Source organism: Enterobacter dykesii, assembly GCF_008364625.2.
GTDB lineage: Bacteria > Pseudomonadota > Gammaproteobacteria > Enterobacterales > Enterobacteriaceae > Enterobacter > Enterobacter dykesii.
Genome location: NZ_CP126604.1, coordinates 2217995 through 2230261, shown reverse-complemented (window position 1 = coordinate 2230261; position 12267 = coordinate 2217995). Strand labels below are relative to the sequence as shown.

12 protein-coding genes are annotated in these 12267 nt (G+C 57.6%); 2 read left to right on the top strand and 10 right to left on the bottom strand.

Translation table 11 applies throughout. The annotated features are described in order from the left end of the window. Positions 1 to 78: 78 nt before the first annotated feature. The 7 genes from F0320_RS10735 to sad all read right to left on the bottom strand — a co-directional run bounded on the left by F0320_RS10735 (position 79) and on the right by sad (position 7782). A complete protein-coding gene (locus tag F0320_RS10735) occupies positions 79 to 606 on the bottom strand; it encodes a GNAT family N-acetyltransferase (RefSeq protein ID WP_126328525.1) in 528 nt (175 codons plus the stop codon). Between the two features lie 82 nt (positions 607 to 688). Beyond that, a complete protein-coding gene (locus F0320_RS10730) occupies positions 689 to 1654 on the bottom strand; it encodes a sensor domain-containing diguanylate cyclase (RefSeq protein ID WP_126328524.1) in 966 nt (321 codons plus the stop codon). A gap of 119 nt (positions 1655 to 1773) precedes the next feature. Beyond that, positions 1774 to 3213: a sensor domain-containing diguanylate cyclase gene (locus F0320_RS10725; protein ID WP_149323774.1), complete on the bottom strand. Its 1440-nt coding sequence runs from the start codon at positions 3211 to 3213 to the stop codon at positions 1774 to 1776. A 113-nt stretch (positions 3214 to 3326) separates the two neighbouring features. Next, complete coding sequence (locus F0320_RS10720; RefSeq protein ID WP_047653298.1) at positions 3327 to 3683, bottom strand: DUF4186 domain-containing protein; 357 nt, start codon at positions 3681 to 3683, stop codon at positions 3327 to 3329. Further along, a complete protein-coding gene (gene glsB / locus F0320_RS10715) occupies positions 3683 to 4609 on the bottom strand; it encodes a glutaminase B (RefSeq protein WP_023311792.1) in 927 nt (308 codons plus the stop codon). The genes F0320_RS10720 and glsB overlap by 1 nt, the downstream gene beginning before the upstream one ends. Positions 4610 to 4671: 62 nt before the next feature. Further along, positions 4672 to 6261, bottom strand: coding sequence for a methyl-accepting chemotaxis protein (locus F0320_RS10710; protein ID WP_126328522.1), 1590 nt, complete (start codon positions 6259 to 6261; stop codon positions 4672 to 4674). A 132-nt stretch (positions 6262 to 6393) separates the two neighbouring features. Next, the gene (gene sad / locus F0320_RS10705; RefSeq protein WP_126328521.1) at positions 6394 to 7782 is read right to left on the bottom strand and encodes a succinate-semialdehyde dehydrogenase; all 1389 of its coding nucleotides are present in this window, start codon (positions 7780 to 7782) and stop codon (positions 6394 to 6396) included. Between the two features lie 98 nt (positions 7783 to 7880). Between sad and ptrR the strand changes: the two genes are divergently transcribed. Next, positions 7881 to 8759, top strand: coding sequence for a putrescine utilization regulator PtrR (gene ptrR, locus F0320_RS10700; protein ID WP_033145537.1), 879 nt, complete (start codon positions 7881 to 7883; stop codon positions 8757 to 8759). On the opposite strand, the gene F0320_RS10695 is transcribed toward ptrR, so the two are convergent. From F0320_RS10695 to F0320_RS10685, 3 genes are all read right to left on the bottom strand, one after another. Continuing rightward, the gene (locus tag F0320_RS10695) at positions 8713 to 9195 is read right to left on the bottom strand and encodes a GNAT family N-acetyltransferase (protein ID WP_047653295.1); all 483 of its coding nucleotides are present in this window, start codon (positions 9193 to 9195) and stop codon (positions 8713 to 8715) included. The two genes, ptrR and F0320_RS10695, sit on opposite strands and share 47 nt — an antisense overlap. 84 nt (positions 9196 to 9279) lie before the next feature. Further along, positions 9280 to 10071, bottom strand: a complete 792-nt coding sequence (locus F0320_RS10690) for a PhzF family phenazine biosynthesis protein (RefSeq protein ID WP_126328520.1) — start codon at positions 10069 to 10071, stop codon at positions 9280 to 9282. Between the two features lie 27 nt (positions 10072 to 10098). Further along, on the bottom strand, positions 10099 to 10887 hold the full coding sequence (locus F0320_RS10685; protein WP_126328519.1) for a PhzF family phenazine biosynthesis protein: 789 nt from the start codon (positions 10885 to 10887) through the stop codon (positions 10099 to 10101). Positions 10888 to 11064: 177 nt separating this feature from the next. Here F0320_RS10685 and F0320_RS10680 point away from each other — a divergent pair, with 177 nt between their 5' ends. Then, positions 11065 to 12261 carry a sugar transporter gene (locus F0320_RS10680; protein WP_126328518.1) on the top strand — a complete coding sequence of 399 codons (1197 nt, stop codon included), beginning with the start codon at positions 11065 to 11067 and terminating at the stop codon, positions 12259 to 12261. Positions 12262 to 12267 lie beyond the last annotated feature (6 nt).

The following is a 12267-nucleotide window of genomic DNA, read 5'->3' as shown; positions in this document are numbered from 1 at the left end:
ATTGGTACGATAACTTATCAAAACTTAACGACCAGAAACCCTGTTTTGATCAATCCACGGTGTAGTTGTACAAAATAATCATAAGAACTTATAGAACACGGACGTGGGCGTCATGGCGCCGTCCGGCATCAGGGCATAGCGCGGGATCTCCCCCACCTTTTGCCAGCCGGCACGCTGGTAGAACGTCTCGGCGCCGCTGCCGGTGGAGGTATCGAGCACCAGAACCGAAATATCTCTGGCCCGCGCCTCCGCTTCAAGCGCTTCCATCAATGCCATCGCGGCACCTTTCCGGCGCGCTTTCTCGTGAACCAGCAGCTTCGCCACATCGGCGCGATGCGGCTGGTTTTCCGGCTGGTCGACGATCAGCTGCACCGTACCGATGACGCCGTCCTGCGGGTCGATACTGGCCAGCACCAGCCGCTCGCCTCGCGCGACGCTTTCGGCAATGCCGAGCCAGAATGAACGAGCCTTATCCAGACTAAAGGGAAGCATAAAGCTGACGGATGCCCCGCCGTTCACACAGTTTTCGAGGATCCCGGCCAGCGCATCAAGATGGGTGAGAATTTCGTCGCGGGTGAGGTTTTTGATTTGCAGTGAGGTATTCATTGTTTTTCCTTACGTTGAATACCGTCACTGTGCATTTAACATCTTCTTAACGCAAACGGTTCGAACATACGCTTTCGTTATGTTACCGGGCGCGCTGGCGCTGCTGTTTCATGGCATACATCTTTTCATCGGCATCTTTTAACCACTGCTGCAGGTCGTTGCCATTATGATCGAATTCACTGAGCCCCCACGAGAAATGAAGCGACCAGGGATGTAGCCTGCGGGCGTTATAATTTTCTACCTGCTCGGCAAGATACTGCATGGCAATCCAGGCACCCTGCTCATCCGTATCCGCGAACAGCACGGCAAACTCGTCCCCGCCGAAACGTACCAGCAGATCCGCTTCACGGAAAGAGGCGCGCATCAGTTGCGCCATCGCTTTCAGCGCCTTATCCCCTTCTTCGTGTCCGTAACGATCGTTAATCTCCTTAAAGCGATCCAAATCCAGCCAGCCGAGCGTGAGCGGCTCAGCGCGACGCCGGGCAACGGAAAGCGTGAACCGCACGAGCTGATTAAAGCCCCGACGGTTGAATAACCCGGTCAATTCATCGGTGGTCGCCGCGCTGATGGCAGCAAATTCATCCTCAGCCAGCGCGCCAAGGTCTCCCAGCACGGCGAGGTCGGCGGCAGAAAACTCGCGGGGAGCGTAATCAATCAGGCACAGCGAGCCAACGCTTGCACCGTCGCGCAGGCGCAGCGGGAAGCCCGCGTAAAACCGCACGCGAGGCTCACCGGCCACCAGCGGGTTATCCGCAAAACGATCGTCCTGAAGCATATCTCCCACCACCAGCGGTGCTTCGGTGAGGATCGTATGACCACAAAATGAGATATTACGCGGAACGCTGCCGGGCGCCTGACCGTCGGCCGACTTAACGATCAGCGAATGCTCATCAATGAGATTGACCATCGCCAGCGGCACCTGGAAGAAGCGTTTTGCCAGACGCGTTAAGCGGTCAAACGCCGGGGAACTGTCGATCTCAAGCAGACCTGATTCTCTAAGCGAGTTGAGTCTGTCCGTTTCATTTTCAGGGGTTGCAGGTGCTTTCATAATGTCTCCTGACGTAAAGCGTTACTAAAAGCGTAGCTTAAACAGAGACATTGTCAGCGATCTGACAGCCTGTTAAGCCGCTTACTATTCACGTCAATGCCTTATGACGATTAACGCAGCTATGTTTCACTCCCGGAGGGCGCGGCAATGTGCTCGTCCGCCACCCGGGCGCTGGTACGGTTTCGACCCGCTTTTTTTGAACGATAGAGATGATCGTCCGCTTCGGCCATGAGCTTGTTGAAGACCTCGGTCAACTGCCATGACTCGGCCTTTCCGCTGCCGAGGCCAATGCTGACCGTCAGATAGAGCGTCTGGTTACGCCATGTAAAAGGATGGCTGGCCACGGTGGATCGGATACGTTCAGCCAGTTCAAAACCGTGCTGCGCGTCGCCTGAATTGACCACCACGGCGAACTCTTCCCCGCCCATGCGCGCCACCATACCGTCTTCACCGACGACCTGCTGCACCTGTCGGGCAAACGACGCCAGCACGCGGTCTCCGCACTCGTGGCCGTAGTTATCATTAATGCTTTTGAAATAATCAATATCCAGCAGCATGACGGTCAAAAAACGCGTGTGCCGGTAGCTTTCTTCATGCTTTAACGCCTCATAAAGCCCGGAACGCGAGTAGACGTGCGTTAAGAAGTCATAATCTGCCCTCAGCGAAACCTGGCGGATCAGGGAATTAATCGCCGCCATGCTGACGGAAACCATCACCGGACAGATCGCCATCGTGGCGATCCCCAGCCGGGCTGAAAACATCATTGGCGTCGTAAACGGCGTCGCCACGGCAATATTAATAATCGAGTTGGCGACCAGAATGATTTCAGTAGCGCCCGTGACAAACGTCAGCAGGCAGGTCGCAGGCAATGAGTAGCGAACCGCACACCAGATAAGCGCAGGCAGAGGAAATGAGAGGCTCCCCGCGCCGCCAATCACCACCGACGCGACCACCGAGACGATCAACGCAATTACCGGCAGCAGCTGCTCCAGACGTAACCTGAATTCGCGCACGGGCATGCCTATCGTGAGCATACAGGGCACAACAAGCACGCCGGTTGAGAACTGCTCGCTAAACCAGTCGGCAAACAGCGGCCAGAAAGTATGACTATCAATCCCCACCGACCCCACTGCGCCGAGCAAGGCACAAAGCAGCGCGGCAATCAGACAGTAGTTAAACAGACGTAATGCGTTAAGCGGATCGGGGGTTTTCTTCATCAGCCGCTTGTCGCGTTGAACCAGCACGGCGACAACGACGATAAAGATCATGTTAGACAGGTTGATCGTCACTGAGGCCAACCCCCAGTTGGTCGTTACCGCGTCGTACAACAGCATCGCGACATAACATACCGCATAGTAATGCAGGCGATTCAGATAAACAAAGCGGGCGAAGATCCCTGCCATGACGCCATTCAGCGGCCAGAACAGCGACAGGGCCTCAATGAGCCGTAATTCCGCGCCCACAAAATAGAATAAGGTGGTGAGGATGAAGATCGTCGTTGCATTTCGCAGCGGCGTGTCAACCTGGAACGGCCTGATAGCGGTAAGAGCAGAACGCATTAAATATCATTCCATATGAGAGCTTATGGCAATTATTGCGGTCGTCAGCACGATCTGGACTAACTTGGGATGCATCTATAACACAAATACCACTGGAGCATAACTCGTCAAATTTAGGCGTTCATCTGCAGCACCAGCCAGTGGTGGATAACGCTGACGATATAATTTTGTTGCGGCGCCGTGAGCGTTACACCCTGTGGAATATTGTGCCACTTTGCCAGACAGCCCCGACAACAGGTGGCGGTGGCATGCTGGGCGATAAACACCGGATGTCCGCGCATGGGCGTCTGTTTACCGTCGTTTGCGGGGTGCGCGGGCGCCAGGCGCTTTTCGACAAAATCCGCTGCATGCCGATCGATGGTTTCGGGGCCTTTGTCCCAGCAGTACTGTCGTTCCTTATCGCCTAACCGAAAGCGCGAGCGAAATGTCGATCGCGCCAGGCGGGAAAAGAGAGGATCCAGTTCGGACATCAGTATACGGAACGTCCCAGGCGCTGGGTCAGTTTCTCCAGAACCGCCACGCCGGCAAGTGAATTTCCCGTTTCATCCAGTTCCGGGCTCCAGACGGCTATCGCCATTTCATGCGGTACAATCGCCACGACTCCGCCGCCGACGCCCGATTTAGCCGGAAGTCCAACGCGCCAGGCAAACTCACCGGCGTTTTGATACATCCCGCTGGTGGCCATCAGCGCGTTAACCTGCCGGGCCTGAAGCGGAGAAACCACCTCCTGATCGAGATGCGGCGCGTGCCCCTGGTGCGCAAGGAACAGGAACGTCTGGGCCAGCTCAACGCAGCTCATTTTCAGGGCGCAGTAATGGAAGTAGTTTTGCAGCACGGTCGCCACGTCGTTGTGGAAATTACCAAAGGATTTCATCAGCCACGCGATAGCCGCGTTACGGGCGGAGTGTTCAAACTCCGAGCGTGCCACCACCGCATCATAAGCAATATCGTCAACGCCCGAGAGCTGGCGAACAATCTCCAGCATTCGCTGACGCGGTGCGCTGAGGCGGCTTTGCAGCATATCGCAGACCACCAGCGCTCCGGCATTGATAAAGGGATTTCGCGGTTTACCCTGTTCAATCTCGAGCTGAAGCAGCGAGTTAAAAGGCTGGCCGGAAGGATCTTTACCCACGCGCTGCCAAATCTCTTCTTCTTCATACTGGCGCATCGCCGCAACCAGACTGAGCACTTTCGAAATGGACTGAATGGAAAAACGCTCAGTCGCATCGCCTGCCTGGTATCGCTGTCCGTCGATGGTACAGATAGCAATCCCCAGCTTATTCCCGCTCACCGAGGCAAGGGCCGGAATATAGTCGGCAACCTTCCCCTTTCCAATTAACGGACGAACCTGCGCCAGAATCTCGTCCAACATCTCATTATGGATGACCGCAGCCACACTTTGCTCCTTGCCCTCAGGCTAAAACGGGCTGCGAGTATAACAGAGGCTTATGTATTGCGTCAGGCGCTAAGACGAAAACGCGAAACGGCCTGCAATAAAAGATCGGATTGCTTTTGCAGCCGCTCTGAGGCATCCGAGGCGTCTGAGACCAGCAGGTCCGTCTGACGGGAGACCTGATTCAGCGCCTGAAGCTGGCGCGTCATCTGGTGAATACTGTCTCCCTGGCTGAGCGTGGCGGTTGAGATCTCATTAAGCAAACTGCTTAAATTGCCCACCAGACCGGTGACCTGCTGCAAATTTTCTTCCATCAGGTTAACGGCGCGGGAACCGTCTTCAATGCCCTGCAGCGAGCGGTTGATCAGATCCTGAATGGTCTGCGTCGAGTGGCTGCTCTTTCTGGCCAAAAGACCGACCTCCCGGGCGACGACGGCAAAGCCGCGCCCCTGGTTTCCGGCATGAGCCGCCTCGATGGCCGCGTTCAGCGCCAGGATGTTGGTCTGAAACGCCACGCTGTCGATCATCGCCACGATCCCGCGCATCTCAGAAGATCGGTCGACGATTGCCTGCATGGACGCATTCACGGTAGACATCATCTTGTCGCCCCCCACGGCGGCCTGACGCGCTTCATCAGCCCGCGAGCTGGCGAGCCTTGCATAGCCGGTATTCCCTTCCACATGGCTTTCCAGCGCCGCAATATGCGCCGTCACATCCTCAAGCTCTTTCGCCTGGCGCGCTGACTGCTGATACAGCTTCTGGTTACCCTGCGCAAGGGTGTCAATGTTCTCCACCATCGTGGCGGTGGCATGGCTGACCTGCGTCACCAGCTGCTGCAGACCGTGCTGCATCGTCGCAATACTGTCGCTAAGCTCCCCTATTTCCCGGTTGAAGCGCATGACGTTCGGCGGCGTGCCGGAGAGATCCCCTGCCGCCAGCCGGTTAATATGCGCGATCAACCGACGCAGCGGCGTAATCACCCATCTGGACATGCCGAACCAGACGACAACCGCGATGGCGAGCAACAGCACCGGTGCAAACAGGAACAACGTTTGCAGGCCGGAGAGCTGCGCCATTAGGCTCTGACGCCCCTGCATGGCCTGCTTCTCGCTTGCCTGCTGATAGCGCGCATAGTTGTCGTTAAAATCAGACTGAAACGCCTGAGCCGGTACGGCAAAAAATGCGTCGATGGTGTTGGTCTTAATCAGAGCTTCAGCCTGCTCGTTGATCGCGCCGTAAAAAAGCTGATAGCTGTTCACCAGGGCGTCGTCTTTCGGCGGATTCAGCGCCAGCCAGGCCTTCCACGCCTGCTGAGAAACCGCCAGCGCCTTTTGCGCATCGTCCATCAGGCTATGCCAGCTCCCGTCGGATCCGGTCTCTTTATCCTGCATAAACCAGACGCCGGAGCGGTTAAGCAGATCGCTTGCCGCCAGCAGGGAAACACGAGCCAGATCCAGCTTGCTCTGCTGCTGCCAGGCCAGCAGGTTTTGCTGCTCGTTGCGCTGGGCGTCGTTCAGGGAGGCGTTAAGCAGGTAGGAGGAGGAGAGCTGCAGCGCGGAGAAAAGGCCAATAATGCAAAAGATACCCGTCAGCAGGCCAAAGTGACGAGGAGTGAGACGCTGCGCAATACGGCGAAAAATTTGCGTTAGGTTCATAATTATCTTCATTTACAAGACGTTAGACGCGTGCGAGTCTACGAAATGAAAATGACAGAACCATTGCAGATAAATGACAACGGCCCTCGTGATGAGGGCCGAAATTACTGGCGGGTGCCGCCGGGTGAAAAACTACACGCGATCCTTCCACACCGTCTGCACGTTACAGAACTCGTGCAAACCAAAGCGGGAAAGCTCGCGTCCAAAGCCGCTTTTCTTTACGCCGCCGAAGGCTACGCGCGCGTCGCTGGCGCTAAAGCCGTTGATAAACACGCCGCCGCATTCCAGTTCGCGGGAGAATTTATCCGCAAGCGCTGCGTCAGCGGTAAAGACGGTAGCGGACAGGCCAAAGTCGCTGTCGTTGGCAAGCGTCAGGGCGTGCTCCGCGTCTGTTGCTACCGTAACGGCCGCGACCGGACCAAACAGTTCCTGGCGGAACGCCGTCATCGACGGGGTAACGTTGGTCAGCACGGTTGGCGCGTAGTAATTGCCCTCTCCGCTGATTTTCTCTCCGCCCAGCAGCAGCGTTGCCCCTTCGGCCAGGGTGGCCTGCACCTGCTGATGCAGTTCATCGCGCAGGTCATAACGCGCCATCGGGCCCAGGTAGTTCTCTTCTGCTTCCGGCGCGCCCATCTTTAACGCGGCGACGGCGTCGACGAAGCGGCGGGTAAAGGTATCCGCAATACCCTCTTCCACAATGAAGCGTTTGGCTGCCGCGCACACCTGCCCGGTATTCTGGTAGCGCCCCGCCACCGCCGCCTTCACGGCAAGATCCAGGTCGGCATCGTTTAGGACGATGAACGGGTCGGAGCCACCCAGCTCAAGCACGCATTTTTTCAGCGCGGCTCCTGCCTGCGCGCCAATGGCCGCACCGGCACGCACGCTGCCGGTGACGGTCACCGCCGCAATACGGCGATCGTTAATCGCCTGGCTTACGCCGTCATTAGTGGCGTTCACCCAGCCGAATACGCCTTCAGGGAAACCGGCATCCGCAAAGATCTGCGCAATCAGCTCCGCAGAGCCGAGCACGTTTGGCGCATGCTTAAGCAGACAGCTGTTACCTGCCAGCAGAATCGGTACCGCGCCGCGCAGCACCTGCCAGAGCGGAAAGTTCCAGGGCATCACCGCGAGAATCGGCCCCAGCGGACGGTATTCAATGACCGCGTTGTGGTTTTCCACAAGCGTAGGCTCCGCACGCAGCATCGCCGGACCGTGCTCGGCATACCAGTCGCACAGACCGGCGGATTTTGCCACTTCCGCCCGCGCCTGCAGGATGGGTTTCCCCATTTCACGGGAGATGGTCTGCGCCATCTCTTCTGCGCGGTTTCGCAGCGCTGCCCCGAGATCCCGCAGCTTCTGCGCCCGGTGGGCCACGCTTTCACGTCGCCACTGGCGATACCCCGCGTCAGACTGAGCAATCGCGCGTTCAACCTCTTCCGGCGTCGCCCAGGCAACGGCGCCGAGAGTTTCCCCCGTTGCCGGGTTAACGGACAGGGCATGTGTAGCAGATGAATATTTCATGATGTTCTCCACGCATTTCGGTTGATTCATTGTGGCTCACTCTGCTATTTCTTAAAAATGAATAATACTAACCACCTTATTCACGAAACGAGAATGCTATGGACTTAACCCAGCTTGAAATGTTTAACGCCGTCGCGCTGACGGGCAGCATCACCCAGGCGGCGCAGAAGGTGCATCGCGTGCCGTCCAACCTGACGACCCGCATCCGCCAGCTGGAAGCCGATCTTGGCGTTGAGCTGTTTATTCGTGAGAATCAGCGTTTGCGCTTATCTCCAGCCGGGCATAACTTCCTGCGCTACAGCAGGCAGATCCTCGCCCTGGTGGATGAAGCGCGCATGGTCGTCGCGGGTGATGAGCCGCAGGGGTTATTTGCCCTCGGCGCGCTGGAAAGCACCGCCGCGGTGCGCATTCCCGAAACGCTGGCGCAGTTTAACCAGCGCTATCCGCGCATTCAGTTTGCCCTTTCTACCGGGCCTTCCGGGACGATGATTGATGGCGTACTGGAGGGAACCTTAAGCGCCGCCTTTGTCGACGGGCCGCTGTCGCACCCGGAGCTGGAGGGCATGCCGGTCTACCGGGAAGAGATGATGCTGGTCACGCCTGCCGGGCACGCGGAGGTCGCCCGCGCTACGCAGGTTAGCGGTAGCGACGTTTACGCATTTCGCGCGAACTGCTCGTACCGTCGACATCTGGAAAGCTGGTTTCATGCGGACAGAGCGACCCCCGGCCGCATTCATGAGATGGAGTCCTACCACGGCATGCTCGCCTGCGTCATTGCGGGCGCGGGCATCGCGCTGATGCCGCGCTCGATGCTGGAGAGTATGCCGGGACATCATCAGGTTGAAGCCTGGCCGCTGGCGGAAAACTGGCGCTGGCTTACAACCTGGCTGGTGTGGCGGCGCGGGGCGATGACCCGCCAGCTGGAAGCGTTTATAGCGCTGCTAAACGAACGTCTTCAACCAGCGCCTTCTCCATAAACAGGCTGAGCGGATCGTCAGCGTACGGGGCAAACGCCGGCCGCAAATCATATCCGCACTGCTCGTACAGGCGAACCGCGGCGCGCTGTTTGATGCCCGTCTCCAGCCTTACCGTGTGGCAATGACGGCTCAGGGCCTCATCTTCCAGGGCGGCCAGCAGCGTTTCACCCAGATGCTGCCCGCGATGGGCCGGATCGATATAGACCCGCTTCATCTCCCCCGTTCCGTCGCCGTTGAGCACGATGGCCCCGCAGCCTACGGCGTGCAGCTGCTGGTCACGAATGACCATCAGGATCAGCGAGGCTTCCGGCAGCGCGGACAGGTCGAGAAGATGATTGCTTTCGGCGGGATAGAGTTCGCTCTGGTAGCGGTCAAGCGCCGCGATCAGCGTGAGAATGTCCGGATGACGTGCAGATTCAGAGGTAATGGAATACATGGCAGGCTCCTTGCTGTTTTTATATCAACATAGCTCAGGCCTGCCGGGGTGGTTCATAGTATTAACTTATAGCGCGTCACTCACCTAGCGCAGGAAGATTCGCCCTTTCAGGTACAGCGTAGCCTGGCCGCCAATCAGCACTCGGTCGCCCTTCAGCTCGCAGCGCAAATCCCCGCCACGGTATGACACCTGGCGGGCAATGAGTGACGTTTTGCCCAGCTTTTCGCTCCAGTAAGGGATCAGCATGCTGTGGGCGGATCCGGTGACCGGATCTTCCGGCACCCCTTCGCCCGGGCAGAAGAAGCGGCTGACGAAGTCATATTCTTCTCCCGGCGCCGTCACGCAGACCATTTTATCCAGCGGAAGCATGGCCCCAATATCCGGCGTTAACGCTTCAACCTGCTGCTGACTCTCCAGCACCACCATGTAATCGCGTCCGACGCGCACCTCTTTTGCCTCCGTGATGCCCAGCGCGCTAAACAGCAGCGCAGGTGGGTTCTCGACAACCTCCGTTGACCACGCCGGGAAGTTCAGCGTCAGCCAGTCGCCGCTGCGCTTGACGGTCAGCTCGCCCACGAAGCGGGTGGTGAAGGTGATTTCGGTATGCGGATAATCAAGGTATTCGAAAATGACGTGCGATGCGGCAAGCGTGGCGTGACCGCACAGGTTAATTTCATCCAGCGTGGTGAACCAGCGCAGCTCAAACCCGCCGTCGGTGCGCACGAAAAAGGCGGTCTCAGACTGGTTATGCTGCTGCGCCATTTTGAGCAGCGTTTCGTCCGGCAGCCACTCTTCCAGAGGACATACCGCTGCGGCGTTGCCGCCAAAGGTTTTATCGCTGAAGGCATCCACCAGATAAAAATCAATTTCCTGCATTGTCTCTTCCTCTCTTGTTATGGGTTTTTAGCGCAGAAAAACTGTGCCTTTCAGATAAAGCGCGGCCTGCCCGCTCATCAGCACGCGCGAACCTTTCAGCTCACAGCGTACATCGCCGCCGCGCGCGGAAACCTGACGGGCAAACATTGTGTTTTTGCCCAGCTTTTCGCTCCAGTACGGGATCAGCATGGTATGTGCGGAGCCGGTGACCGGGTCTTCCGGGACGGAAACGCCCGGTGAGAAAAAGCGGCTGACAAAATCATATTCCCCCTCTCCGCGCGCCGTAACGCTCACCTTATGCTCGCCTGGCGTCATCGCCGAGAAGCGCGGCTCAAGCGCTTCAACCTGCTGGCGATTGTCCAGAACGATCAGCCAGGCGCGCCCTTTACGGGCTTCAACGTAGCGGCTGATACCCAGCGCCGAGAGCATCTCCGGCGGGGGGGTCTCTTCATGGGTTGGACATGCCGGGAAGTCCAGCGTCATCCACTCCCCCTCCCGGCTGACCGTCAGGCGGCCAGAGGCGGTATCAAAGTGGATCCGCGAATCCGGGTAATCCAGCTCGGTAAACAGCACGTGCGCGGCCGCCAGCGTAGCGTGGCCGCAGAGATTGACTTCGGTAAGCGTGGTAAACCAGCGTAGCTCAATGCCCCCTTTACTGCAGACGAAAAAAGCCGTTTCCGACTGATTATGCTGCTGCGCCATTTTCAGTAAGGTCTCATCGGGTAACCATTCCTTAAGCGGGCAAACGGCGGCCGGATTTCCGCCAAACGAGGTATCGCTGAACGCATCTACCAGATAAAAATCAATCTCCTGCATTGTCTTACCGCCTGTTTTTATTGTGTTGTTCTTTTATATTCAATGAAAACGGCGTTCCCGGCTACCGCTTTCATAAGGTAAATATTGAGATCTGCGTCACATAATGGTTGAGTTTTCGCCGTTCAACGTTTTAAGATCGTCTCCTCTTCTTTTCAGCAACGAATCTCCGACATCCCTATGACAACGAACACAGTTTCCCGCAGGGTTGCGTGGCTACGCGTGGTCACGCTGGCCATTGCCGCGTTTATTTTTAACACCACAGAATTTGTTCCGGTTGGGCTGTTGTCTGACATCGCTGAAAGTTTCCAGATGGAAACGGCTCAGGTGGGCATTATGTTGACCATCTACGCCTGGGTAGTGGCGCTGATGTCCCTGCCGTTTATGCTTTTGACCAGCCAGATGGAGCGGCGCAGGCTGCTGATCGGTCTGTTTGTGCTGTTCATCGCCAGCCATGTCCTGTCGTTTATGGCGTGGAATTTTACGGTGCTGGTTATTAGCCGCATCGGCATTGCCTTTGCCCATGCGGTGTTCTGGTCGATCACCGCATCGCTGGCTATTCGACTCGCACCGGCGGGGAAACGCGCACAGGCGCTGAGCCTGATTGCTACCGGTACCGCGCTGGCGATGGTGCTGGGTCTGCCGATTGGCCGCATCGTGGGGCAATACTTCGGCTGGCGCACGACCTTCTTCGCCATCGGCATGGGCGCGCTGGTTACGCTGGTGTGCCTGATTAAGCTGCTGCCCGCGCTGCCGAGCGAACATTCCGGCTCGCTGAAAAGCCTGCCGCTGCTGATGCGTCGCCCGGCGCTGCTGAGTATCTACCTGCTGACTGCGATCGTGGTGACGGCCCATTACACGGCCTATAGCTACATCGAACCGTTTGTGCAGGTGGTAGCGGGCTTTAGCGCCAACTTTGCCACCGTCTTACTGTTGATCCTCGGCGGAGCGGGCATTATTGGCAGCGTGCTGTTCGGTAAGCTGGGTAACCGGCACGCCTCGACGCTGGTGAGCAGCGCTATCGGTCTGCTGCTGGCCTGCCTGCTGCTGCTGATGCCTGCCGCAGGCAGCGAAAGCCATCTGGCGATCCTCAGCCTGTTCTGGGGCGTGGCGATTATGATTATTGGTCTGGGTATGCAGGTGAAAGTTTTGGCCCTGGCACCGGATGCAACGGACGTCGCCATGTCGCTGTTCTCAGGGATTTTCAATCTGGGGATTGGCGCGGGCGCGCTGGTGGGAAATCAGGTAATACTGCACGTATCGATGTCGGCGATTGGCTATCTCGGCGCCATTCCGGCGCTGGTGGCGCTGGTCTGGTCGGTGCTCATCTTCCGTAAATGGCCGGTGGCGCTGGAGGAACAGGGTCAGCACGGGTGAGGGTTA